Origin of the sequence: Flavisolibacter tropicus (assembly GCF_001644645.1) — a bacterium.
Lineage (GTDB): Bacteria > Bacteroidota > Bacteroidia > Chitinophagales > Chitinophagaceae > Flavisolibacter > Flavisolibacter tropicus.
Map to the genome: position 1 here is coordinate 4563901 of NZ_CP011390.1, position 26120 is coordinate 4590020.

22 protein-coding genes are annotated in these 26120 nt (G+C 43.9%); 13 read left to right on the forward strand and 9 right to left on the reverse strand.

Annotation, left to right across the window (positions count from 1 at the left end):
* The first annotated feature begins 6 nt into the window (after positions 1 to 6).
* Positions 7 to 405 carry a hypothetical protein gene (locus SY85_RS19500; protein ID WP_082886619.1) on the forward strand — a complete coding sequence of 133 codons (399 nt, stop codon included), beginning with the start codon at positions 7 to 9 and terminating at the stop codon, positions 403 to 405.
* Positions 406 to 616: 211 nt separating this feature from the next.
* Positions 617 to 1099, forward strand: a complete 483-nt coding sequence (locus tag SY85_RS19505) for a hypothetical protein (protein ID WP_066406705.1) — start codon at positions 617 to 619, stop codon at positions 1097 to 1099.
* A gap of 282 nt (positions 1100 to 1381) precedes the next feature.
* Here SY85_RS19505 and SY85_RS19510 read toward each other — a convergent pair whose 3' ends face one another.
* Positions 1382 to 4633 (reverse strand): S41 family peptidase, encoded by a 3252-nt coding sequence (locus SY85_RS19510; RefSeq protein WP_066406707.1) that lies wholly within the window; start codon positions 4631 to 4633, stop codon positions 1382 to 1384.
* A 51-nt stretch (positions 4634 to 4684) separates the two neighbouring features.
* On the opposite strand from SY85_RS19510, the gene SY85_RS26000 reads away from it, so the two are divergent.
* On the forward strand, positions 4685 to 5920 hold the full coding sequence (locus SY85_RS26000) for an endonuclease domain-containing protein (protein ID WP_066406708.1): 1236 nt from the start codon (positions 4685 to 4687) through the stop codon (positions 5918 to 5920).
* 118 nt (positions 5921 to 6038) lie between these two features.
* Complete coding sequence (locus SY85_RS19520) at positions 6039 to 7307, forward strand: OmpA family protein (protein ID WP_066406710.1); 1269 nt, start codon at positions 6039 to 6041, stop codon at positions 7305 to 7307.
* Between the two features lie 138 nt (positions 7308 to 7445).
* Here the strand turns inward: SY85_RS19520 and SY85_RS19525 are convergent, their stop codons facing one another.
* On the reverse strand, positions 7446 to 8339 hold the full coding sequence (locus SY85_RS19525) for an NAD(P)H-binding protein (protein WP_066406711.1): 894 nt from the start codon (positions 8337 to 8339) through the stop codon (positions 7446 to 7448).
* Positions 8340 to 8574: 235 nt separating this feature from the next.
* Positions 8575 to 8820: a MarR family winged helix-turn-helix transcriptional regulator gene (locus tag SY85_RS19530; RefSeq protein ID WP_066406712.1), complete on the reverse strand. Its 246-nt coding sequence runs from the start codon at positions 8818 to 8820 to the stop codon at positions 8575 to 8577.
* 98 nt (positions 8821 to 8918) lie between these two features.
* Here SY85_RS19530 and ruvB point away from each other — a divergent pair, with 98 nt between their 5' ends.
* The 3 genes from ruvB to SY85_RS19545 all read left to right on the forward strand — a co-directional run bounded on the left by ruvB (position 8919) and on the right by SY85_RS19545 (position 13337).
* On the forward strand, positions 8919 to 9956 hold the full coding sequence (gene ruvB / locus SY85_RS19535; protein ID WP_066406713.1) for a Holliday junction branch migration DNA helicase RuvB: 1038 nt from the start codon (positions 8919 to 8921) through the stop codon (positions 9954 to 9956).
* Positions 9957 to 10261: 305 nt separating this feature from the next.
* Positions 10262 to 12085, forward strand: a complete 1824-nt coding sequence (locus tag SY85_RS19540; RefSeq protein WP_066406714.1) for a T9SS type A sorting domain-containing protein — start codon at positions 10262 to 10264, stop codon at positions 12083 to 12085.
* Positions 12086 to 12377: 292 nt separating this feature from the next.
* Positions 12378 to 13337: an IS30 family transposase gene (locus tag SY85_RS19545; RefSeq protein WP_066406439.1), complete on the forward strand. Its 960-nt coding sequence runs from the start codon at positions 12378 to 12380 to the stop codon at positions 13335 to 13337.
* Between the two features lie 192 nt (positions 13338 to 13529).
* Here the strand turns inward: SY85_RS19545 and SY85_RS19550 are convergent, their stop codons facing one another.
* Complete coding sequence (locus SY85_RS19550) at positions 13530 to 14234, reverse strand: response regulator transcription factor (RefSeq protein ID WP_066406716.1); 705 nt, start codon at positions 14232 to 14234, stop codon at positions 13530 to 13532.
* A 131-nt stretch (positions 14235 to 14365) separates the two neighbouring features.
* Between SY85_RS19550 and SY85_RS19555 the strand changes: the two genes are divergently transcribed.
* Together SY85_RS19555 and SY85_RS19560 are read left to right on the forward strand one after the other, a co-directional pair.
* Positions 14366 to 14737 (forward strand): co-chaperone GroES, encoded by a 372-nt coding sequence (locus SY85_RS19555; protein ID WP_066410007.1) that lies wholly within the window; start codon positions 14366 to 14368, stop codon positions 14735 to 14737.
* 124 nt (positions 14738 to 14861) lie between these two features.
* A complete protein-coding gene (locus SY85_RS19560) occupies positions 14862 to 15308 on the forward strand; it encodes a DUF1569 domain-containing protein (protein ID WP_066406718.1) in 447 nt (148 codons plus the stop codon).
* A gap of 293 nt (positions 15309 to 15601) precedes the next feature.
* On the opposite strand, the gene SY85_RS19565 is transcribed toward SY85_RS19560, so the two are convergent.
* The gene (locus SY85_RS19565) at positions 15602 to 16270 is read right to left on the reverse strand and encodes a coiled-coil domain-containing protein (RefSeq protein WP_148661242.1); all 669 of its coding nucleotides are present in this window, start codon (positions 16268 to 16270) and stop codon (positions 15602 to 15604) included.
* 180 nt (positions 16271 to 16450) lie between these two features.
* Positions 16451 to 16939: an asparaginase domain-containing protein gene (locus SY85_RS19570; RefSeq protein ID WP_066406721.1), complete on the reverse strand. Its 489-nt coding sequence runs from the start codon at positions 16937 to 16939 to the stop codon at positions 16451 to 16453.
* Positions 16940 to 17032: 93 nt separating this feature from the next.
* Between SY85_RS19570 and SY85_RS19575 the strand changes: the two genes are divergently transcribed.
* Both SY85_RS19575 and SY85_RS19580 read left to right on the forward strand, forming a co-directional pair.
* Entirely contained in the window at positions 17033 to 17464 is a 432-nt protein-coding gene (locus SY85_RS19575; protein WP_066406723.1) for a tellurite resistance TerB family protein, read from the forward strand.
* An 815-nt stretch (positions 17465 to 18279) separates the two neighbouring features.
* A complete protein-coding gene (locus SY85_RS19580; RefSeq protein WP_066406724.1) occupies positions 18280 to 20022 on the forward strand; it encodes a PAS domain-containing sensor histidine kinase in 1743 nt (580 codons plus the stop codon).
* Between the two features lie 23 nt (positions 20023 to 20045).
* Here the strand turns inward: SY85_RS19580 and SY85_RS19585 are convergent, their stop codons facing one another.
* Positions 20046 to 20939, reverse strand: a complete 894-nt coding sequence (locus SY85_RS19585; protein WP_066406726.1) for a phosphate/phosphite/phosphonate ABC transporter substrate-binding protein — start codon at positions 20937 to 20939, stop codon at positions 20046 to 20048.
* Positions 20940 to 20992: 53 nt separating this feature from the next.
* On the opposite strand from SY85_RS19585, the gene SY85_RS19590 reads away from it, so the two are divergent.
* Positions 20993 to 22255: a DUF763 domain-containing protein gene (locus tag SY85_RS19590; protein WP_226998906.1), complete on the forward strand. Its 1263-nt coding sequence runs from the start codon at positions 20993 to 20995 to the stop codon at positions 22253 to 22255.
* Positions 22256 to 22580: 325 nt separating this feature from the next.
* Here the strand turns inward: SY85_RS19590 and SY85_RS19595 are convergent, their stop codons facing one another.
* Together SY85_RS19595 and SY85_RS19600 are read right to left on the reverse strand one after the other, a co-directional pair.
* The gene (locus tag SY85_RS19595) at positions 22581 to 23552 is read right to left on the reverse strand and encodes an aldo/keto reductase (protein ID WP_066406728.1); all 972 of its coding nucleotides are present in this window, start codon (positions 23550 to 23552) and stop codon (positions 22581 to 22583) included.
* A 13-nt stretch (positions 23553 to 23565) separates the two neighbouring features.
* A complete protein-coding gene (locus tag SY85_RS19600) occupies positions 23566 to 24609 on the reverse strand; it encodes an NAD(P)-dependent alcohol dehydrogenase (RefSeq protein WP_066406730.1) in 1044 nt (347 codons plus the stop codon).
* 327 nt (positions 24610 to 24936) lie between these two features.
* Here SY85_RS19600 and namA point away from each other — a divergent pair, with 327 nt between their 5' ends.
* Positions 24937 to 26001: an NADPH dehydrogenase NamA gene (gene namA, locus SY85_RS19605; RefSeq protein WP_071891044.1), complete on the forward strand. Its 1065-nt coding sequence runs from the start codon at positions 24937 to 24939 to the stop codon at positions 25999 to 26001.
* The last annotated feature ends 119 nt before the right edge of the window (positions 26002 to 26120 follow it).

Consider the following 26120-nt stretch of genomic DNA (forward strand, 5'->3'; position numbering starts at 1 on the left):
GCAATTATGAATAAGCTATTTACCAAACGCACTGCCAGTTACTGCATCCTTATTACATTATCGCTGATTGTGCTATTTCACCTTCTGGTTTTGGTCAGTATTGTGCCTTTCCAAATTGTTTGGGGTGGACGGCTAACCAATCATTCGCAAATGGTGCGATTTGAAATGATATCGATTGCGATCAATCTGATAATGCTTGCTGTTGTTGCTATCCATACTGGTATTTTAAAACTTCGCATTAAGCCTTTGCTGATCTATATTGTTTTATGGTGTATGGGTGGTCTCTTTCTCTTGAATACTATAGGCAATTTGTTATCTATAAATACTTTTGAAAAAATGGTATTTACCCCATTAACGCTGCTACTATCCATCTGTTGCTTTCGCTTAGCGTTGGATAAGCAATAAAAGAAATAATAATTGATTAGGAACCTAGTATTCAATAAATGTTTTGATTGCCATGAAATATAGCGGATTACACCTTTCAACTTCTCATATCACTATGGCAGCTGGTTAGCAAGTTTCTTTTCTACTCATCAGTTTAGTACAATGCATCATATCTAGCCCACTCAGAACAACAAAAAGGCGCTGTTTTTGTGCGAATAATAAAAACGATGTTATGGCTTACCCAAACCTGACTTTGATTGGCGCTTTGCGTCAGGCTGCTAAACAATTAAGAGAAGGCGCTCACTATGCCTGGGGCCATCATGGAGCTTGTAATTGTGGCCATTTATTGCAGGTAGTTACGCATTTATCAAAAGAAGAGATACTAAAGCATGCTCATACCGGTATTGGTGAATGGACAGAAATTGCAGAAGATTATTGCGAAGTAACCAGCGCACCGGCTTACTTGCTTATTGGTAAATTGGAAGCAATTGGGCTTACGCCTACTGATATTCATTGCCTAGAATACCTAAAAGACCGGGCAGTGTTGGAACGCTTGCCTGGTGGTTTTCAATGGCTGCAAAAGAATAAGGGGGAAGATGTAATTCTTTACTTTGAAACGTTCGCTAATTTGTTGGAAGAACAATTGCTAAAATATATTGATCTGCCTGAAGTGAATACGCTGCAACATAGCGCCCTGAGGCAGTCCGTTTCGTGAAAAAAAACCTGCCTCCGAAGGGGGGAAGGCCCTCCTAAATCCTCCCGAAGGGAGGACTTAGCTGCCGCACAGCACCAGAAGATTATAGAGTAATATATAACAAAAGCACTCCTTCAGTGGAGTGCTTTTTTGTTTATTGCTCTAATTGTAAAAGTAAAGTATCGTGGCAAAGCTGGCCTCTGTGCGACGGTATTCTCCTCTTTCGGGGGAGTTAGAGGGGGCCGGTCTCCTCCCCTTCGGGGAGGCCGGGTGGGGCCTTACCCTTCCGGGGACAGGGGGCCGCTAGAACCCTTTTTTCTCTTTTTCTTTTTTGATCTCATCCAACATTTCTTTCACGGCTCTTTCCAGTTGAGGATCTTTACCTGCCAGCACCGACTTGTAATCATTTGGCACTTTAATATCTGGCTCTAGTTGCAGGTTTTCAGTAGGACGTCCTTCTTTTCCAATAGTGGCAATCATTGGAATACCAAATACTATTGTGGGGTCAATCTGTGTTTCCCACCATACGGCAGTACCTGTACCAGGAACAGGCATACCAATGGTTTTACCAATACCCAGGCTCTTATAAGCATAGGGGAAGATGAAGGCATCAGAATAATTGCTTTCGCTCATGAGCACAGTAGATGGCGCCGTCCATTTATTACGTGGTTCACCCACCATAGGCTTTACACCCTGCGGTGAAAAGTCTAAGTATTTCTTACCACTCAGGAATGTTACCAGGTCGTCGTGCAGCCAGCCACCGCCATTGAAGCGTGTATCTACAATCAGTGCTTCTTTATCAGCAGCCTTACCTAGCACGTCCTCATATACGGTGCGATAGCTACCATCGTTCATACCTTGGATATGTACGTAGCCTACTTTACCGCCCGATAGCTCTTCTACTTTTTTGCGGTTCATAGCTACCCAACGGTTATACAACAGGTTTTGCTCTTCACCTTGTGTGATGGGTTTAGTGGTTTCTTCCCAGCGTTGTTTTGTCGTTGGATCATAAAGGCTTAACAGAACATTCTTGCTATTTTTTCGATTAAGTAAGTAGGCCCAATCTGTATTATCAGGGATAGCTTCTCCGTCGATCTTTTCAATGATCACACCTTTTTTGATCTTGGTGCGTGCATTGATAAATGGACCACCTTCCAATACTTCCATAACCTTAACGCCTTCACCGGCATAGGTTTCATCATAGAGTAAGCCAAGCGAAGCGGTTGCGTCTGTATTCTGTTGCGGAGGTGCGTAGCGGCCACCTGTATGCGAAGCATTCAGCTCGCCAAGGAACTCACTCAATAACTCCTGGAAGTCGTAGTTGTTGTTGATATAAGGTAGGAACTTGGCATAGTCTGCGTGGTACTTATCCCAGTTCAATCCATGGATTTTCGGATCATAGAATTTCTTAGCTACCTGGCGCCAAGCGTGATCAAAGATGTAAGCTCTTTCTTTATCAGCCTTCAATACCATTTCACCATTAACTGTAACAGGGCTTACTTTTCCTGCATCAGCATCCACTTTCATGATCTTGCCATCACTAACTACAAACAATGATTTGCCGTCTTTAGAAACATCAAGACCAGCAGGACCGCCATCTAGCTTCGCAATCAGTTTGGTTTCTTTAGTGCGTGGATTGGTCATCCACAGATCATAACCTTTCTCCATTCTTGCTAAGAAGTACAATTTCTCGCCATCATTGCTTAGCATAAAGTCAGAAATATTGCCCGAATTAATCGTCAGGCGCATCTTACGATTATCCAATCCTTCAAACAGTGGCTCCCAGTTTTTATTTGGTGCAGCGATCTTCAGGCTGGTATCTTTCTTGGCAGCTTCTTTATCCTTGTCCTCTTTTTCTTTCAGTAAGGAAAACTCGTCTTTGGTCAGACGGAATTTATCATACGCTTCCTGGTCAAAGAACATAGCATATACATCCACTTCACGAGCACCTTGGAAAGCCAGTGGCTTTTTACCATCGCGGTCGGTTGTCCATAATAAGGCTTTACCACCAAAGGCCCACTTGGGAGAACCATCAAAGAAGCCGCTGGTAGTTACGTTCTTACGCTGGCCACTGCCATCAGCTTTCATTAAGGCTACTTCAGAAGAGCCCCAGCGGCCTTCTGCTGAATTAAACGCCAGCCATTTGCCGTCGGGCGACCAGGTATAGTACTGGTCTCCATCGGCATACGAAAAGTTAACACCAGCAGGTACAATGGTTCTGCTTTTTTTAGTAGCGATGTTATATACTTTCAAAACATTTCGTTCTTCTAAGTAGGCGATCTCTTTTCCATCGGGAGAGATGTCGGGCTGAAATTCTTCAGCTTCTGTAGCCACTACCGGTTCTTCCTTGATCACTGTGGATGTATAGAAGTAAGGTTCTTCTTTACGCTCAATAGTAGCACGGTAAATATCCCAGCTATTGCCGCGCTCTGAAGCATAATAAAGGGTACGGCCATCAGGACTGAATTCAACACTACGCTCTTGTTCAGGCGTATTGGTAATACGTTTAGTAAAGCCACCTTCTACAGAGGTTACAAAGACCTCTCCACGCACCACAAAGGCAATCTCCTTTCCGTTGGGGGAAAGAGCTGTTTGTGTAACACCTGTATTGATTGGTAAGATCTTTTCGGCGTTAGTGCGGGTATCTGTTCCAATGCGGATGGCTACCTTTTGTGGTGAACCACCTTCTTTCAGCGTATAAATTTCACCGTTATATGTAAAAGATAATGTACCGTCATTGGCCCGGCTTAAGTGACGTACCGGGTGGTCTTTTAATTTGGTAAGCACCTGTGTTGAGCTTTGTCCGCCCAGTACAGATTTATAAATATTCTGAGAACCGTCTTTTTCACTCAGGTAGTAGAATGTGTTATCATCGCCACCCCATACCGGCTCACGGTCTTCGCCTTCAAAAGCCGACACTTGTGTGTATTCATCTTTCTTGGTATCGTATACCCAGATGTCGCGGGTAACGGAAGATGTATGTCGCTTGCGCCAGGCGTCTTCATAACCTTTGCGGTCCTGGAAGATCACCTTATCACCTTTGCTATTAAAATGGGCAAACTCAGAGCCTGCCGATAAGAACATTACAGAGCGGCCACCGGTTACAGGTACCTGGTATAACTTCTGGAACAAACCCTTTTGCGGGAATCGAGCAGATGTATAAACGTCATTCCGGTTAGTGCCAAACAAAACCGTCTTTCCATCAGGCGTAAAATCATAAGGGTAATCATTAGCCGAATGATAGGTTAGGCGACGGGCTTCACCACCTGCAGCTGGCATTACATACACGTCAAAATTGCCATAGCGGTCAGATGCAAATGCAATCCATTTGCCATCGCGGCTCCAAACGGGCATAAAATCATGCGCTTCGTGCAAGGTTAAAGGGTAGGCCTCACCACCACTGGCGGGCACCTTGTATAGATCACCTTTGTAGCTAAACACAATGGTTTTGCCATCCGGTGATATGGCAGGATAGCGCATCCAAAGGGGTGTTTCCTGTGCGGCGCTACTCAAGCTTACGGCTAGTGCAGCTGCAGCCATCAGTCTTTTCATCATGTGCTTTAATTTAGTTTTGTGGGATGTCCTTAAAATTATTGAAGACTTGTTATGGTTAAAAATAAATTTGAAGAGCGGTTAAATGCATGTAAGGTTGATTTTCACGCGGTTGTACCTGTACAGAAAACAGACAAACTTTTACGCTTAGACTTTACGGCTAACAACACAGAATTAACGCCTGAGATCTTATCCAATACAATCCTTTTCTCTGAATATGTAGACAAGCAGCTGAAACAAGCCGGTGCTACTTATGGTATTGGTGGTTACAATGAGCACCGGACTATTTATAGCAGGAGTGAGGTTTTTGATGGAGCAGCCCCCTCAGTGGCCCCTCCTTGCCTCCCCGAAGGGGATGACCTCAACGCACAAGGCCAGCTTGAGGAAGATGATGAGGAGGATTTGGATAGTTTATTAGGCGAGAGGGAAGGTAGCTATGGCTGCCAATGGGCGGATCCATTTTATTATAAGCAGTTGAAAGAATATGCTTTAAGCCATAGAAAACAGCCTACGCATGCTGAAGCAGTTTTATGGTATGCTTTGAAGGGACGACAACTAGGAGGATATCGCTTTAGGCAACAACATATTATTGACAAGTATATCGCCGATTTTGTGTGTTTAGGCAAACGTCTTATAATTGAAGTTGATGGTTTGATTCATCAACTTCCAGATAATAAAGAAAGTGGTCAAGCTAGAAGTGAGGCGCTAATACAAAAAGGCTTTACCGTTATCCGGTTCACAAACGACCAAGTGTTACATCAAAAAGATCAAGTCCTTCAAACTATTCTCTTACGTTTAAGCCAATTGCCAAGTATAAAGGAACAATCTGACCTAAGTTCCCCCTTCGGGGGAAAGGGGGCCGAGCCGCGTCGATTGCATTTAGGTACTGACATTTGGGGACCAGTAGATACGCCGATATATGCGCCTTTAGCAGGAACCGTCCATAGCGTAGGTTTTAATGATGCCTATGGCGATTATGGTGCAACCCTGATCCTGCAGCATGAAATCAATGGCTTAATCTTTCATACCTTATATGGTCATTTAAGCTTAAACTCTATCCAGGATAAACAGCAAGGGCAGGAGATCGAGAAGGGGGCCTGGATAGCGAGTTTTGGTGATATAGCTGAAAATGGTAACTGGCCGCCACATTTACATTTTCAGTTGATCTTGGATATGCAAGGCTATAATGGTGATTATCCCGGCGTTTGTCGGTTTTCCGAAAGGGAAAGCTACCTCTACAACTGTCCGAACCCTGAACTCATCCTTGGTATGGAACAGTTTGTTTTATGACCTTCTTGTCATTTTGGGGTTGTAAATTGAAAGTATAAAAGCTAATTTTAGACTTCTCGCCATACATGCACTGTATCTAATGATAGCTACTTTTTTTAAACAGCTAAAATGAACAGTTATGGCATTCAATCTTCTGGATACCGTTCGCGGCTATCTGTCTCCAAGTTTAGTGGAAAGAGCCAGTAGTTATTTGGGTGAATCTCCAACTGGTATTAACAAGGCACTTACTGCTATCATTCCCACAGTGTTGGGCATGTTTGTCAATCGTGCTGAAACAGGTAATGCGCAAGGCTTATTAAATGATGCCTATGAGGCTGCTGACAGTAATGTATTAAGCCAGCCGCAGCGTTTGTTTACTGGTGAAATGAGTTCTTTTCTGACTGGAGGTTTGGGTCGACTTGAGAATTTGCTAGGTGGTAATGCCTCAAATATCCTTTCATCTATTGGCAATTTTGCTGGCATAAAGTCAAATGCCGTTCAAGGACTTATGGGTATTATTGCTCCTATTGGTTTAGGAGTTATAGGAAGGCATGCAAGAGAAGAAAATTTGTCTGCTCAGGGGTTGACGTCCTATCTGTCTAGTCAAAAAGCTGATATTGGCAATGCGTTGCCATCAGGATTTTCATTAGATAGCTTTCTTGGCGAACCACTCAGAGCTGGCCGTACAACAACTATTACAGGCGAAACACCTCGAATGGCACGTGTGGAGACCGTGCCCGAGCGGCGAAAGTCTAGTATGATGGCCTGGTTACTGTTAGGACTTGGAGCTATTGCTTTGATTTGGCTCTTAAATCGTAACAGAAACGATAATACAACATCAACTGCAAAAACCAATATTACTACTACGGAAAACCGTGCAGCAAAAGCGCCAACAACTACAACAACAGAAGCACCGATAACTACAACAACGATTGAAACGAATAGAGCTGCGGTAAGAGTGCGGTTGACAAATGGAGTGGAAATAGATGCCTATAAGGGAGGTATAGAAGATAAGTTGGTGAACTGTTTAAATGACGCTAGTTGTACTGCAGGAAAAGAAAAGTGGTTTGACTTTGATAATATCAATTTTGAAACCGGTAGTGCACAGCTTACACCATCCAGCCAGCTGCAGGTCCGTAACATTGTATCGATCTTAAATGCCTATCCAAATGCCAAAATTAAAATAGGCGGTTATACAGATAAAACTGGCAATGATGCGGCTAATAAGACCTTAAGCCAGCAGCGCGCTGATGCTGTATTGAATGCCATAAAAAATTCTGGTGCAAATACAAGCCAATTAGTGGGGGCTGAAGGCTATGGGTCTGCCTTTGCGAAAGTACCAGCAATTGCATCAGATGAAGAAAGACGACAAGATAGAAGGATTGCTGTGCAACTGCGCAGTAAATAAATGGTTTCGTAGAGAAGCATGAAAAAGAAAGGCAGGTGGCTCTTATTGTTACCTGCCTTTCTTTTTTATGTAGTAGTGAACGATATTGAAATTGAAAAGCAATTATCACAATTTCAGTAAGAGAACTGCTTGTAAGTTTTAGCTCTTATTATATACGGCTGCAAAGGTTTGGGCAAAATCTTCCAGTTTAGTTTTTCCAAAGCTGGAAGGACGGTTTTTCCAATAGTCTTCCGCCATAATTCCAGTGCGCAAACCTGCACCCATTTCTGTATAGTTCTTGGCAATTTCCTCTGGTAAGCCAGCTTGCTTTAAACCCTCTACGGCCTGTTCATCGGTAAAGATTATCCAAGGCAACTCGGGTTTGTTAACCGCTTTTCCTAATACAGAAGCAATATCTGCAGTATTGCGTTCATCGCTGGTAATATAACGCACGGTGTGTCCTTTGAAGTCTAATTTTAATAATGCTTCAGCAGCTACTGCAGCAATATCACTAGGATCGGCTAAAACCAACTTGAAATCATCACCACCGAAATTGCTGCCAATGATGTTCATGTGTTTTACCATATCAATATTGCCCAGGAAATTCTGAAAGAAGTAACCGGGGCGTAAGTGTATGATATTGACATCTGTTAGTGCATTCAAAGCACCTTCTGCGCGGTATAAGCCACTGACGGGGCCACAACCGTCTGGTCTATGCGCGCCAAAGCTACTTAGGTTCACTACGTACTTTATGTTGTTTGCTTGAATAGCATCGGCGTAGTTTTTACCAACCTTTCCAATATGAGCCTTCCAGTCAGTTACATTAAATATGGGCGGTACCATAGTGTATACAGCATCCGCGCCGGCAAAAGCTTGTTTTAAAAAAGCAACATCCTCTATAGACCCAATTGCTGCTTTTGCTCCCTTATCCGTTAATTCTTTTAAATGTTCTGCGTTTCTGCCTATAACAGTTACTTCATGGCCGGCCGCCAATAATTGTTCTGCCAATGGCTTTGATATGTGTCCTGCACTTCCTGTAATAACGTATTTCATGATTCATGGTTTTGAATGATGTTTGTATATACAAACATTGGTATAAAAATTTTTAACTCCTATAGTTGGTCAGTGATAGTGGCAATTTGCTGTACGGCCACTGCACTTTCTTTTTCACCCAATAAGCGCATGTAATGGCCTGAGAATTCCTCTACACAGGTTTTCATCTTTGGTAGTAATTCTTTTGCTTTTGGCGTAGGGTAAACATTGGTAATCTTTCCTTCCGTAGTACGGATTACCAGCTTTTTTCTTCTAGTTTCTCAATTAAACGGGTAATGGTGCTGGGTTGCAACTGTAGCTGCTCCGCTAAGGCGGTTGGTTGCATGCCTGGCTCTTCTAAGATGGACATTAATAAATAGCCATGGCTGGGAGAGAGGTCTACTTTCTTCCAGCTGGCTTGTGCCAATTTCTCCACTTTGCGGGCTAGTGCAGCAGAAGTAAAGTAAAGGCATTGACCATATTTAGAACCGCTTACTTTCATTTGAGGACACAAAGGTAATATCGTTATTTGTATATGCAAATATATTTTTTCTACACCTCTTTAACACTCCATCTAGCTGCTGTTTTGTATATTTACGCATGTCAAATCCTAATCTAAAAAGTGGGCAGGAGGGGTTATCAGCAGCCGATAAAGAGTTTGAGAATAATATACGACCAAAGGATATAGAGCAGTTTTCAGGGCAGGAGCAGATCATTGAAAACCTGCGCATTTTTATTAAGGCCGCTAAGATTCGCGGTGAGGCATTGGATCACGTGCTGTTTCATGGCCCTCCTGGTTTAGGTAAAACCACCTTATCACGCATCGTTGCCAACGAGTTGGGCGTAAACATCAAAGAAACTTCTGGTCCAGTCATTGAAAAACCAGGTGATCTGGCAGGCTTGTTAACCAACCTGGGGCCAAGTGATGTATTGTTTATTGACGAGATTCACCGCTTGAGTACAGTCGTAGAAGAATATCTGTATTCCGCTATGGAAGATTATAAGATCGATATCATGATCGATAGCGGTCCTAATGCCAAGAGCATTCAAATCAATTTAAATCCCTTTACGCTTATAGGTGCTACCACACGTAGCGGTTTGTTAACAGCACCGTTGCTATCCCGCTTTGCCATTAAGTCGCGCCTGGAGTATTATGATTCTACAACCTTACAAAAGATCATTTTACGGGCAGCACATATCTTAAATGCCCAAATTGATACTGACGCTGCTGGTGAAATAGCCCGCCGCAGTAGAGGTACGCCTCGTATTGCTAACGGGTTATTGCGCCGGGTAAGAGACTTTGCCCAGGTATTGAACGATGGACAGATCGATATAGGTATTACCCAACACGCCCTACGTGCTCTGCATGTTGACGAGCATGGCCTGGATGAAATGGATAACCGCATTCTGGCAGCTATTGTTGAAAAGTTTAAAGGTGGGCCTGTAGGTATCACCACCATTGCTACATCTGTTGGTGAAGAAGCGGGTACGCTGGAAGAAGTGTATGAACCGTTCCTGATCCAGGAAGGCTTTATCAAGCGCACGCCTCGTGGCAGAGAGGCTACTGAAAAAGCGTATGAGCATTTGGGTAAAACGCCACCGGCTTATGGAGCTACAGGCACACTATTCAGTTTGTAGAACCAGGATGATTAAGATTCTATAGATTAAAAGCATATAAGCGTATTTATTATAAAGCAAAAGGATTGAGTTTTAACTCAATCCTTTTGCTTTTATGCCTGGTGTATGCTGCTGGTGCATATACACTATAGCGTTTTTGCAAAGTGCTTACAGGCATCAGCTTTTATTAATGTTGCCTATCATATGAGAAGTTTCAATCAATACATACAGCTAAACTGTTATTCCATTCATTGTTACTTATAAGGGCTTATAAGCGCAAAATACTTTTGGCTTCTTAACCACTGCTAACAGCTATTAAAACGCTTATGAAACAACATTACCTTAAAGCATCATTTTTCTTTCTTTTTCTTTTAGCAATTAAAACTGGATTTACCCAAACAGGTCCTGGTGGTGTAGGAACCACCGACGGCACTTCTTCCTTAAAAGTATGGTTGCGTGCTGATAAAAATGCGTATACCAATGCAGGTGTTACTGCAGCTGCCAATGGACAAGCCGTGCAACAATGGAATGATCAATCCGGTAGTAACCTGTACGCAAGGCAAACAGATGCTGTAGCACTAAAGCCTACGTATAAGGCATCGTTTAGTAATGGACAGCCAGCTTTAAGCTTTGCTAATAATCAATTAGTAGTACCATTTGACATCAGTCCCGCGGTAACTCCCAATTTTACCGTGTTTGCTGTGGCATCTCATAAGACTGCTTTAAGAGTAAAATCGAAGTTGTTTGGTCACGATAATGGTGGATATGACCGGACCATTGGTTTTGATGATAGAGCGACAAAGAAGTTCACCTACTTTTCAGGTAGCTCTGTCGGTGACTTTTCTGATCAGCCAGTTGCTAATACGCCCTTTCTTATTACTGCAAATTATACTACCACTACTTTTTCTGGTTGGATGAATGGTGCACAGGAAGTAAGCGGTGCTAGTGTGTCGAACGGGGCTGGGGTAAATTATTTTGGCATCGGGAACCTTACAGGCACTGCAGGATCGGGTGCAGAGTATTGGAACGGCGATATAGCCGAATTCATCCTTTTCAATAGGTCTGTAACCAAGGCTGAACGCATACTGGTAGAGAACTACCTGTCGGCCAAATATGGTACTACACTTAGTGCTGATGATTTCTATACGAAGGATAATAATGGGTACGATTTTGATGTAACCGGTATTGGGCAAGCCGATGATAATTCACAAGTGACAAGTGCAGTAGGGGCCGGTATAATCAAAATCAGTATGGACAATCCATCAGGTTTGGCTGCTGGTAGCAATTTTCTATTCATTGGCCACAATAATGGAAGCCTTGCAGCAGATGCGGCAGATATACCAACCGGCTTGGTTAAGCGTATGAACAGAACATGGGCTGTTTCTGAAACAGGAGAGGTAGGCACTGTTACTTTAAGCATTGACCTTGGTGACCAACCGGTAGCTAGTGCAGCTGACTTACGTTTATTGATTGACACTGATAATGATGGCGTATTTAGCGACGAAACGGATGGAGTTGGTGTTATAGGCGGAGCCATACAGTCTGGAACAGTTTATACATTTAATTCTGTTAACTTGGCAGATGGCACCCTCTTTACTATTGGTTCTACTACCCCTGTTACCCTTCCACTCACACTTACCAGCTTTGAGTTAATAAAGGGCAGTACGAATCAATTAGTGTGGCGCACTGCATCCGAGCAGAATACTGCCTTCTTCGAAGTGCAAAGAAGTACAGATGGAAGGAACTTCAACACGATAGGTAAAGTCGATGCCGCTGGTAACAGTACATACGAGCGTAGCTATTCTTTTACTGATGCGGCTAACGTACAGGGAAAAATATATTACCGGTTAAAGATGGTTGACGTAGATAACAAGTTTGAGTATTCAGCTGTTGTAAGTGCTTCCAACGACGCGGCTACTTACACACTACGCCTGGCTCCAAATCCAGTAGTGAATAATATTGTTATTAGCGGGCTGAAGAACGGTACTTCCTTTATACGTGTTCTTAATGCAAATGGAGAAGTGGTAGCACAACAGCAAACTACTAAAACCCGAACTGAAATAGACTTTACAAAACAGCCTGCTGGTTCTTATTTCATACAGGTTACAAACAATAATAAGGTGCTTACAGAGAAGATTATTAAGAAGTAAAGCCCGGCACGCCCCGGCCCCTAAAGGGGAGGCCCACGCACAAGCGTCTCCCACAGATAGCGCAGATAAATAACAGAAAACAACTGCTATCCAATAAAAGAAAAAGCACTCCACCAAAGGAGTGCTTTTTCTTTATAGTCTTTTCTTCTTTTCTTATTGCTCATTGAATATTGAACGTTGAGCATTCCTAGATTCAACTCATAAATGCAAAGTTGATTTATTAAATTCAAAAGGGAAACATCCAATCATTTGCGGTGAAGATGTCTCCCTTTTACTTAGTAAGTAACTTAGTATGGATAAAGTTAGATCATTTAACCAACTGGGACAAGATGAACGCACCCAAATTGAAGTTCTTTTACAACAGGGATTGTCTTTCAGCGCCATTGCCCTGGTGTTGAACCGTTCGGTGTCCACCATCTGTAGGGAAGTGAAAAGAAACCGGGTAGGCAAGGCCAAATATCTAGGCCAGGTGGCGGAAAGGCGGTGCCGCCTGCGACACCGGCAAAAGAAAAAGCACGAGCTTTTTTCGGCCTCGATGAAGGCGTTTGTTTTCGCTCAACTGAAAACCAAAAGACTCTCTCCGGAACTCATTGCGGTGGAAGGCAAAAAACACTTTTGCGGCTTTGTCTCAGCAGAATGGATTTACCAGTGGATCTGGCAGATGAAGTTTTCCAAAAGCCGTAAAGACCAGTGTTACCAGCAGTTGTACCGGTACCTGCGGCATGCAGCAAGAAAGCGAAAACGAGGCAATAAAAGAAAGATGCGGGGCAATATCATTGACAGAAGGTGGATCGAGCTGCGGCCTAAAAGGGCTGCACAAAGAAGCCAAAAGGGCCATTTGGAATGCGATATCATGCTGGGAAAAAACAGAAAACCCGGGTTGTTGGTGGTGCTGGACCGCAAAACCCGTAAGACCTGGATCCGGCACCTGAAAAACAAGGACAGTGTTTATGTGATTGGTAAAATAAAGCGGATTGTACAAAGCTGCGGGGCAAAGACGATTACCTTTGATAACGACCAGAGCTTTGCCCTACACTACAAGCTAAAGGTTCCCACCTTTTTTACCCATCCTTACTCCTCGCAGGAAAAAGGATCGGTGGAAAATCGTATCGGTTTGATCCGCATGTTCTTTCCCAAGCAGACCGACTTTTCGTTAGTCAGTCAGGCGGCAGTCAAAAAAGTAGAGGATTTGATCAACAACCGCCCTTTGAGAATGTTTGGCTATCAAACACCTAATCAACTACACCTTTAATCCTAACCCTTTTGAATAACTCCGCCGGAGGCACAATCCCTTTACCTTTAAAACAACCTTTGCATTTATGAGTTGAACACGGCATTGAACATTTCCGCTACTTCTTCTTTCATCATTCCTTGTTCCTTGTTCATTATTCTGCCTGGCTTTGTGCGCTGCCCTCCCCTTTAGGGGCCGGGGGCGTGCGCTGCTCTACGCCGGATTCTGCACTACCAGACGGAAGCCATTACCATGAATATTGACAATCTCAATATTGGAGTCTTCCTTCAGATACTTACGCAGTTTGGCAATGTACACATCCATACTACGGCCATTGAAATAAGTATCGCTACCCCAAATGCGTTTTAACGCTTGCTCGCGAGGTAACAGATCATTCATGTGCTCGCACAGCATTTTCAATAACTCATTCTCTTTTGGAGAAAGGGTTTGTGTTTTGCCAGCATGCGAAAGTTCACGCAGTTTTGGGTTAAAATGATAGCCAGCCAGGTCAAACTCTTTATTTTCAGCTTCTTTGTTCAGCTCTTCATTGCGCTTTAAGATCGCTTTGATCTTGTGCAGCAATACTTCACTGTCAAAAGGTTTGGTGATATAGTCATCAGCACCCAGCTTGTAACCTTGAATAATGTCTTCCTTCATAGTTTTAGCACTCAGGAAAAACAGGGGTACATCGGGGTTTATATCGCGAATCTCTTCTGCTAGTGTAAAGCCGTCCATATTTGGCATCATTACATCCAACAGGCAAAGATCAAATTGTTCACGTTGAAAAGCGGCCAGACCCAAACGGCCGTCTCGTTCCAGGGTTACATCATAATCATTCAATTCCAGGTAATTCTTTAAAACAGAGCCTAAGTTGGGATCATCCTCGCATAACAAGATTTTTGCTTTCTTTCCTTCCATATAATGGGTTTTATTAGTTGCCTAAAATTAGTGGTTTCCGCTCGAAACACTATACCGTTCTTATAGATCATTAATATGCAAAAACGTTACCACTATCTGATTTACCTTTGCAGCCTGAATTTGAAGCTGTTATGCGAATTACTCCAGACAACAAATTGCAGAAACTCATTATCATTGGCGACCGTCTGCTGATTCGCCCTACTACACCACACGAGCGTACCCAAAGCGGTCTTTACCTCCCACCCGGCGTTCAGGAACGTGAAAAAGTACAACAGGGGTATGTCATAAAAACTGGCCCAGGTTACGTATTACCGGTACCCGCAGAAGATGAGCCTTGGAAGAATACGGAAGACCAGGTCAAGTATATCCCGCTACAGGCGCGTGAGGGCGACCTGGCTATTTTCCTTCTCAGCGGTGCCACCGAGGTCATGTACCAGGACCAAAAATATTTTATTGTACCACAAAGCGCGATCCTCATGCTGGAAAGGGAAGAGGATCTATAAGATGACAGATGATAGAGGGCAGTTGACAGCTTTGTTGTCCTTTTATTAATTAGACTTAATCTTATAAAAAATAGATGGTGTTGAAGACTGTCATCTGTCAACTACCAACTGCCAACTAATAATTATGAAGAGCTTATTTGACAAAACAGCAGCAACGGAAATTACACAGCGTATTGAAAAGCTAACGTCAACTACACCGGCGCAATGGGGCAAGATGAACGTGGGCCAGATGATGGCGCATTGTGGTATTGCGCTGGAGCTATACTTTGGACAAAAGACTATCAAGAGGCCCCTTATTGGAATCTTGATAGGCGGTATTGCTAAAAAGCAAATGTTGAGTAATAAGCCTTGGGCAAAAAACCTGCCTACCGCCAAGGAATTAATACCATCTGCTAACACTGACTTTGAAAATGAGAAAAAGCAGTTGTTGTACTGGCTTAACCGGTTTGTGCAACAGGGATCTGCCCTACCACCTGTACCGCACCCTTTCTTTGGCAAAATGACCACTAACGACTGGGGCCTACACCAATACAAACATCTTGATCACCACCTGACCCAATTTGGTGTATAGCTGCCAATAGTGAATTACAGCACAACTAAGACTATAGCTAAATTAAAAGAGGGCAACAGAACTGTTGCCCTCTTTTAATTTAGCTAAGAAAAATTGTTGTCTACACTTGAATTACTTTTCACCACTCACCACTCACTTTTCCTTCTGTCAACTGTCCTCTGTCAACTGGGACCTACTCTCTCTCGGCTGTTTCGCTTGCAGCTTGCAGCTTACAGCTCTCTACTCACCACTCACCACTCACCCCACGGCTGTTTGGCTTGCAGCGTGTAGCTTGCAGCTTGCAGCCTCTCTCACTATTTCTTCACCTTACCTTTCAATTCAGCCAGTTTCGCTTTTTCTGTTTCAACTACTTTCTTCTGGTTATCCTGCTGTAGTTTGTTCAGGCGGATTTCTTCCTGTAACTGTACAATTTTCTTTTGTAACTCTTGTTCGCTCTCTTGGGTTTTTGTCAACTTCTTTTCGGCTTCTTTTACCACACCATCCTGATCCTCAATTTCCACTTTAAGCTTATAAGCAGCCGACTCATCCACCAACTTATTCAAGAACTTCTTAGCATTGCTATGAATTTCTTGGTCAGCTTCCGGTGTAATAAACTTTTCATCGCCTTTACTTACCAAAAAATAGACAGTGGCTGTTTCGTTTTCCTTTTTTCCCCTTGGCTCTACTTTAAAATACAGGTCCAGTGGGCTTTCATATATGTCTTTTAATACAACACTTTTGAATGTATAGAAGCCATTTACCTTGTTTTGTTTCCAAAATGCTTTGCCTTTTGTTTCCGGGTCATAGCCATTGTCGCGCAGTTTTTGTAGAATAGCGCCTTCGGTTATGCTTTCCGAATAGGGTAGTAACAGCATTATGGCGGGTTGTGTGCTTTTGTTGAAAGAAACTCCGGTGGAGATCGATTGTGCCGAGGTTGTGAGGGTTAGTATACAACCAGCTAGCAGTGTAGAAATGGCTTTCATGTACGAGATTTTAAAAAGGTAAATTAAAAAAGATTTAGCTACCGCTAAATGAATTTTCAGGCACTGTCCTTCTTCACTAAAAGAGACAGGCTTCAGCAATATAACCACAACCTATTGGTTTTGCAACCAATGATGATGGTTATAGGTAATAGACTACAACATAATAGAAATGCTAAGCTTTTAGCGCAATTCTTCAAATACGCCGCTTTCTTTATTCTTTCTTACATTATTGGCATGGAAGTAACGTCCGTTCATAGCTACATAAACGCCGGGTGGCAGTGTTTGTACAAATGCCATAGCGCTGCCCAGGTTAAATAACCCGTCAGACGAGCCGAACTTATAAGGGATCATAGCACCCGTAAGTACAATGGTTTTATCTTTTATTCTTTCTGCCAGCAGTTGTGCCGTTAAGGCCATGGTATCGGTACCATGCGTAATAATGATCTGTGTGGCATCTACCTCCTGGCAATGACGAACAATCAGCTCGCGGTCCATATCGGTCATATCCAGCGAGTCAATCATCATCAGGGTGCGGATGTCTACAGGCACCAGGCAACGGCCCAGGTCCAGCATTTCCGGAAGGTGGGAGTCTTTAAAAAACAATTGACCACTGAGTTCATTATACTCCTTATCGAAAGTGCCACCTGTAACAAAAATGCGAATGCTCATGTTGTATATTACTTGGGCGCTAAATTAAGGAACTACATGTCGTGTCAACAATAAATTCAGTTTTGGGCCATGCAAGTTTCCTACATTTGAGCCATGCACTCATTACCAATTGAAACCGAGCAGGAAGCGGCCGTTGCTATATTATTTGCCAGTGTCTTATTTACGGGACAGCAACTTACCCAAGCCCAGATTGAACATTTGTCCCGCATGCTGGTAATGTCAGCCCGTTTTCGTGGCCATTCCCTAAACGACCTAACCCGTAAGGCCCTTTCACTACAAGCTGAACATGGTAGTAAAAAGCTCATTGAAGAAGCGGCTCCATTAGTAGATGAGGAGTTTAAAGAAACGCTCTTTGCCATGGCTTGTGAGATCATGACCGCCGATGGTAAGGTAGATGAAAAGGAGAGTGAGATCATTGCCATGATCGCTATCTACCTGGGTCTATCCATGGAAACCATGAAAATGATCCTGACTACCTATATGATCCGCAATCGCTGGAATATCCAGATTATTGAACGGGAGTAAATGGTGTGAGTGGTGAATGGTCAGTGGTGAGTTGTCGTGAAACGTCAAACGTGAGACGTGAAAAGGGCCCAGCGCATGCAACCTGTAGATCAATCGCTGTAAAATAGAAAGCACTCCTTTGACGGGAGTGCTTTTTTTATAGGTAACCCCCATCCTTTAAATAATAAACGCCCCTAATATTTCCCTTAAATTTCTCCCTTTTACCGTTCTTCCTTCATGGTTCCTTCATGGTTTCTTCATAGTCTCTTCCTACTAACGTCATACTAACTTGTAGGTGTCCTGTAGGTTCACCCGTACCTCACCCGTACCTCATCCGTACCTCATCCGTACCTCGGCCCATACCCACCCGATACCTCACCCGTATCCTGCCCCTTCAAAGCCGGTAGAAATCCAATAAGAAATAGTAAAGAAAAATGTAATAAGAAGAGCAGAAAATCTCACCAAAAGAAGTCCCTAAAGATACAAAATGGCCCCTGTAGAGCAAGTCTTTTCTTTACTTGTACCTTGATCATTGATCATTGAAAATTGAGCATTGAACATTTCCTCACTTCTTCCTTCATCATTCCTTGTTCCTTGTTCAATATTCTTTTCTCCCTCATCCCTAAATCTCCCCAAATCCCGGTTCAGACAATCTTCTCTGTGTCCCCCTGTGTTCCCAGTGCCTCCGTGGTTCCTCCCTCTGTGTTCGCTGCGCCTCTGCGTGACACATTCAGCGCGAAGCGCCCTAATAGGATCCTTTCCTCATTTCCAGCACACATTTTGCTAGAATAGGATGCGCTAGATGTAGCCATATAACGACAGCACCGGACGGCACTATGAATAAAAAAGCCCTATACTCTTTCTTTATTGGTTTTTTTCTTTTGGTAGTAGTTACCATAATTAATCAGTGGAGCTTCAAATCCATGAAGGAGTATACTGCTGCCGTTGATCATTCTCGTGAGGTGATCAATTCCTTTGAACGTTTATCCAATCATTTTAAAAGTGCACAGATCTACTCACCCCAACATGAGCAGGCTTATGATAAATTCTTCTACCTGTATAAAGTAGATGCTGAGGGCCTGGATAGGGAAGTAGGCCGGTTAAAGCGCCTGGTGCAGTACAACCCTGAACAGCGCAACCGGGTCGATTCAATCGGCCTCTGGATACAACAGCAGTTAGGTACCCTCTTACAAAAAGGAGTGGTAGGCATTGTAGCGGACAAGGAAGATTGGCGTTTGAAGCAGCTTTTTATTATTCATATGGCTATCAATGAAGGGGTGGTGTATGAATTGAACCTTTTAGCCGAACGGGAAATTGAACTACAGCAGCTAACACACCTTACTAGCATTCTTACCCTCGTTTTTACCATTGTAGCCATTGCTCTCATAGTCTGGACCCTGATCTCAAACATTTTATTGGTCAGGAAACGAAATTGGTTAGAGGGCTTCCTTGGCTCAGTATTAAACACTACACAAAATGGCGTGGTATCATTTAAAGCTATTCGGCAAGGGGATACGATCAGTGATTTTGAGATCGAGTACGCCAATTATGCCATTAAAAAGTTTTTAGGAGCGACGCCAGATAAATTGGTGGGCCAACGGCTAAGCGGCATGGATGGCTTTGTGCAGGAATACAAGCTAATGGAAAGGTTTAAGCAAGTGGTGGAAAAGGGTGAAATGCAGGAACTGGAGGTATGGTATAAAGAAAACAACCGGAACGGCTGGTATTATGTATTGCTGGCGCAACGCGATGATGGCATTACTGTCACCTTCCATGATATCTCTGATTTGAAACGCTATGAAGAAGAGTTAAAGAAAAAGATTGAGGCACTGGAACACTCCAATACGGAACTGGAGCAATATGCCTATGCTGCCTCGCACGATCTGCAGGAGCCACTGCGAAAGATCCAGATATTTAGTGACTTTCTCAACGAAACACAAAGTGATCGATTAGACGAAAGCGGAAAAGTGCACCTGACACGCATTGCGAATGCCGCTGCCCGCATGTCAGGTTTAATTAAAGATGTTCTCAGCTTTTCCAGCATCCGGCAAGAAGATGCTTTTGTAGAAACAGATCTAAAAGGAATTGTGCAAAAAGTGCTGCGGGATCTGGATTTACTCATTGCTCAAAAGGGTGCTACAATAGAAGTGGAGCCTTTGCCAATTATAGAAGCAGTTCCTATTCAAATGACGCAACTGTTTTATAACCTGATTAATAATGCGTTGAAGTTTAGTCATCCCGACCGCGAGCCTTACCTGCAAATCAGGGTACAAAAACTTTCTCCAGAAGCCGTAATAGCACAGGCCGGGTTGAATCCACTGCTTTCTTATTTTGAAATTACATGCTCCGATAATGGAATAGGCTTTGATCAAAAAATGGCAGATAACATTTTTGGTTTGTTCAAACGCTTAGGTGATCGCAACGACTATCCGGGCTCTGGAATTGGGCTGGCGCTTTGTAAAAAAGTAGTGCTCAATCACCAGGGAGTTATTGTTGCTGAAGGTAACCATGGCGAAGGAGCTTGTTTTCGTCTGTTCTTACCAGAAAGGCAATCGCCTGTTACAGAAGCTAGCACCTGACTTGTACTAAATAGTGCGTTGACTTAATTAGCAAACTGTTTTAGTATAGGTTCAATGGATTTCATGCTACCAAACTGATTCAGAAAGGGTAGGTAAGTTTCTCCATGTGTCTTATCAAAATGTGTAGCTTGTTTAGCCTCTGTCCAGGCAGCTTTTATGGACTCTAAAACAGCAGGCGCCTGCTCGTGCACTGTTAGCAGAACTTGCTCTATTTGTTGCTGTAACGATTTGCTTAGCTTTTTATTAAATAGTACAGGGCCTAGCGGAATTTCTGTAGAGATCCAAATAGGTCTTAATTGCAGCTTGCTTATGCTATCCAGTTTGGCATATTCGCTATTGCCCATTGCAGCCAGGTCTACCTGATTGCTTAATAGGGCCTGAATGGCTTTGGCATGTGTGCCAGTATACATAACGCTTTGAAACTGTTGTTCAGCATTTGTTACACCAATGCGGGTTAAGGCCAGTCGCGGTACCAGGTTGCCACTGGTAGAGCCAATGGCAACCAATCCCAGCCGGGTTTGTTTACCAAAGGTGGTTACATCTTTAAGCTGTTGAATCGGCGATTGTGCTCTGGCAATGAAGACTGTTTTGTAATTGTCGTCTGGGTCGGGAACAGTAAGGGCTACTTTAGGCTCCATAGGATAGTGCTTGCTACTAGCTTGCAACAGCAGGTAGCCAAACGTATTGATGAAGGCAATGTCCACTTCACCTTTTTGAATGGCTTCTATAAAAGCGGGTACTGTAGGATAGCTTTTTACAGATGCCTGTATACCTAATTTTTGCTGTAGCAGATCTGCTAGGGGTTGTATGTTTTTAATGCGGGGATTATCGGCGTATTGATAAACAGCTAAGCGTAAGTTCTGACTGAAGCCGGTAAACGTTATCAATACCAATAGGGTAACCAATATCTTCTTCATGAATACAAAGATGCAGTTACTATGCCAAGGGGTAATCCCAAAAGCTGTATGAATTGCTGTTTCTTATCATTTCCTTTGCACCCTTTTTGCGATCTTTATTGGCTATGAAGCGTAGTGGTTCTGCAGATCTTCCCTTACACAATGGAGCCGTACCCAATTGGTTATACGAGCGCATGGGGAAGTTGGGCTTGGCTATCACGGAAGCCATTTTGGTGGAGTATGGAAAAGAAGAATTTCTACGCCGCATGAGCGATCCTTTCTGGTTTCAGAGCTTAGGGGCGGTGATGGGAATGGACTGGCATTCATCGGGTATTACCACATCTGTCTTAGGGGCTTTACGCCGTTCTATAAATCCTCACTCCAAAGAACTGGGCTTGTATTTCTGCGGAGGGAAAGGCAAGTTTTCCCGGCAAACACCAGAAGAACTATTGGCCATTGCTGATAAAACCGGCTTGAACGGACATGAGCTGGTACGTAGTTCTAAACTCAGTGCCAAGGTAGACAATACCGCTGTGCAGGATGGCTTTCAATTATACATTCACAGTTTTATTCTTTCTGATAGTGGGCAGTGGACCGTAGTGCAACAAGGGATGCGCGAAGTCGATGCCATGGCGCGCCGCTATCATTGGCACTCTGCCGATCTGAAATCATTTGTTGAAGAGCCTCATGCTGGGGTGCATGGCGCAAACCAGGGGTTGATCCTGAACTTAACAGCTACCGACGCCAATATCACACGGGAAGGTATTCTGCAGATCGCTGGTGAAAAGCCAGAGACCATGATGCAGGAGATTCAGCATTTGATCATGCCTTCTCATCATGATGTGCGTAGTAAAGATGTTGACTTAAAACGTTTAGGTACCGTACTATGGTTAGCCCATGACAAGCAACCCAAAGACTTTGAAGAGCTGTTATTGCTGGAAGGTGTTGGTCCTCGTACGCTGCAATCCTTAACCTTAGTGAGCGAGGTGGTACACGGTACACCGTCACGTTTTAAAGATCCTGCCCGCTTTTCGTTTGCCCATGGCGGTAAGGATGGGCATCCATTCCCTGTGCCTACCAAGACCTTTGATGAAGTGATCCATACCATGCAAAAGGCAGTGGAGCGCGCTAAGATTGGTCAAACAGATAAAGCACAAGCGCTGAAGAAACTTCATGAAATAGCCGCCCGCGCAGAAAAAGACTTCACGCCAACGGATAAACTGCAGGAAGTTATTCAAAAAGAAATAGAAGACAGTTGGAAATACGGTGGCAAAACCATCTTTGGCGATGCCAAACCACCCAAGCGTTCGAAGGGAGTGCAGCTGCGTTTATTTTAAGGCCCAGCTCACACCCCCGGCCCCTAAAGGGGAGCGTCAGCGCGGCGGAAGCCTAGGCCGTGAGACGTCAAACGTGAAAGGGCCAGCGTGCAAAGCCAGAAGATCAAACTGCTTAATAAATGAAAAGCACTCTGTTAAGTGGAGTGCTTTTCATTTATAGTCCATCAATTCTTTGCGTCTTTTCCTCTTAGCGCCTTTGCGTGAAATCCTTCTGCCTTGTCAACCTAACTTCATTTGCTAATCTTCACTTCAGCTAATCAGCCATTTCCTCTGTGTCCCTTCGTGCCTCTTTGCCTCTGTGGTTCAAGAAGCCTGGGCCTCCCCTTTAGGGGCCGGGGGCGTGCTGGGGTTCGCTCGCCTTATTTAATTTCTCTATCGCTTCTTTATCCAACTCTATCTGAAACGCTTTCGCCAGCTCTTTCACTTGCTCCACGCTGGTTGCGCTGGCAATGGGTGCTGTAATACTCGGGCGGGCCAATAGCCAGGCTAACGCAATACTGGCTTGGTTAGTCTGGTACTGTGCAGCCACTTCATCCAGTGCTTTAAGGATGCGCAAGCCACGTTCGTTCAGGTATTTATTGACTATACCACCACCACGCACACTTTTATTCACGTCTTCTTCCGTACGGTACTTACCACTTAAAAAACCGCTGGCTAATGCATAGTAGTTGATCACACCCAAACCTTCCTGCAAACAGATCGGTTCATACTGCGTTTCAAATGTTGAGCGGTTGTACAGGTTGTACTCTGGCTGCAAGGTTTGATACGCTGGCAGGTTTTTCTCCTTGCTGTATCGTAGCGACTCCTGTAAACGCTCTGGACTCAGGTTTGAGGCTCCGATAGCTCTTACCTTACCTTCTTTAACCAGTTGCCCAAAGATTTCGATGGTTTCACCAACCGGTGTGTCCAGGTCATCCCAGTGCGATTGATACAGGTCTATATAGTCGGTTTGCAAGCGCTGTAAGGAATCCTCAACTGCTTTTCGGATATACTTGGCCGAAAGGTCTTTTTTGCCTTGTCCCATATCACCACCTACTTTGGTAGCTATAACTATTTTATTACGATTGCCTTTTTGCTTAACCCATTTGCCAATGATGGTTTCCGATTCTCCGCCTTTATTACCCGGCGCCCAACGGGAATACACATCGGCAGTATCAATAAAGTCAAAGCCGGCATCTTCAAAGGCATCCAGTAACAGGAAAGAGGTCTTTTCATCTGCTGTCCAGCCAAAGACGTTGCCGCCAAAGGCCCAAGGCATTACCTCCAAACCGCTGTTCCCAAGTTTTCTTTTTTTCATTATGCTCCTCCTTTTATAATGTGGCCATATCAATTACAAAACGGTAGCGCACATCGCCTTTCATCATACGCTCATAGGCGGTATTGATGTCTTTAATGGCAATCACTTCCACATCGGAGGTAATATTGTTAGCGGCGCAATAGTCCAGCATTTCCTGTGTTTCTTTAATGCCGCCAATCAACGAGCCGCCAATGCTTCTGCGCTGGCCAATCAGGTTGAATGCTGGAATTTCTGCAGGTGCAGGTGGTGCACCTACACAGATCATGGTGCCATTTGTATGCAGCATACTTAAATATGTATTGTAATTGTGTGGCGCTGATACAGTATCAATAATAAAGTCAAAATAGTTGGCGAGTTCATTAAGGGTGTCTGCGTTGCTTGTCAGTGCAAAGCGATGTGCACCCAAGCGTTTAGCATCGGCTTCCTTAGAAGGGGAGTGGCTCAGCATAGTTACTTCAGCTCCAAACGCCACGGCAAACTTTACAGCCATATGTCCCAGGCCGCCTAAGCCAAGTACACCTACTTTATGACCTTTACCTACTTTCCAGTGGCGCAGAGGGGAGTAGGTGGTAATGCCAGCACATAACAATGGCGCTACACCTTCCAGTGGTAGGTCTTCTGATACTTTCAGTACAAAGTCTTCATGGGTAACAATCATATTGGAGTAACCACCATAAGTAACCGCGCCAGTTTTACGCTCGCGGCTATTGTAGGTGCCTACAAAACCAACTTCGCAATATTGTTCCAGACCTTCTTTACAGTTTCTACATTCCCGGCAAGAGTCTACCAGGCAGCCTACACCTACCAGGTCGCCATTCTTATATTTCTTTACATGGTCACCTACTCTCGACACACGGCCTACAATCTCATGGCCGGGTACAATGGGGAAAATGGTGCCGCCCCACTCATCACGAACCTGGTGAATGTCGGAGTGACAAACACCGCAGTAGATGATCTCAATCTGTACATCATGTGGTCCGGGCTCGCGGCGTTCAAAGCTCCAGGGGGCTAAATCTGATTTTGGGTCTTGTGCAGCATATCCTTTCGTTGGGGTCATATGTTTCTGATTTTAGGTTGAATAACAAAATTAGTTGATCACTTAGCTGATAAGAGGCCCTGTTATCCACAACAAGTGTTCCAGTATCGGCGGCTAAACTTAACGATGTGCATGATGTTATCGGCAATCGAGAATTGGCAATCGCTAATTGGATTTACTTTTTAAAGCCAGGAGCGTTCAGATTTTAAAGAACGATTCGCTACTTGCCTTTCTACATGGTTTCAATATTCTTTATTTCCATTTGCCGATTCCCGATTATCGATTGCTGATTCCCGGCTCCCAATTATGGTCAGTTATTTGTAAACTTTGAACAATAAAACAAGTAGAATGGCTTTGTTATTTGAACCATTAAAGATTCGATCGATCACTTTGAAGAACCGTATCGCTGTCGCACCCATGTGTCAATACTCTGCAAACGATGGCTTTATAAACGATTGGCATGTGGTGCACTTAGGTAGCCGTGCAGTAGGCGGCGCAGGATTGATTATTCTGGAGGCTACGGCTGTGACTCCAGAAGGGCGAATTACACATAAGGACCTGGGTATTTGGAAAGATGAACATATTGATGGCTTAAAACGAATAGCCACATTTATTGAATCCTTCGGTGTGGTGCCGGGTATACAGCTGGCACATGCAGGCCGTAAAGCCAGCAGTCATAATCCTTGGGAAGGAGGTGAGCCCTTAACGTTGGAAGAAGGCGCCTGGCAGACAGTAGGGCCTAGCGCTATTCCGTTTAAAGAGGGGACTCCAACTCCTGTTGAAATGTCAAGAGACCAGATTGCAAAACTGGTGCAGGATTTTAAAGCAGCTACACAGCGTGCTTTGCAGGCTGGGTTTAAGCTAATTGAATTACACGGCGCACATGGTTATCTCATACATGAGTTTTTATCACCGCTCAGTAATCAGCGAACAGATGAGTATGGCGGCTCCTTTGAAAATCGAACTCGGTTAGTTATCGAAATAATAGAAGCCGTTCGGGAAGTATGGCCCAAGGAGTATCCGCTGTTTGTACGTTTCTCTGCTACCGATTGGGTAGAAAACGGTTGGACTGTAGACGACTCTATAGCATTGGCTAAAATAATAAAGACAAAAGATGTTGATTTGATCGATTGTTCTACCGGTGGTAATATCACGGGTGTGCGTATTCCATTAGTGCCACTGTACCAGGTGCCGTTTGCTGAACAAATAAAGAAAGGCTCAGGTATTTTAACTGCGGCCGTTGGTCTCATTACTACACCACAGGAATGCGAGCAGATTTTGCAAGACCAACAAGCCGACCTCATCATGCTGGCCCGGCAAATGCTGCGCGATCCTTACTTTCCGTTGCATGCAGCTAAAGCACTAGGGGTGGATGTGCCCTGGCCATCGCAATACCTGAGGGCTAAGAAATAATAACAATTCAGTTATACAGTCGTATAGCCGGTGATGGTTGACAGTTGACAGAGGGTGGGTAGTTTAGTGCCAACTGTCATCTGCCAACTGTTCTCTGTCAACTAAAGAAAGTATAGTTA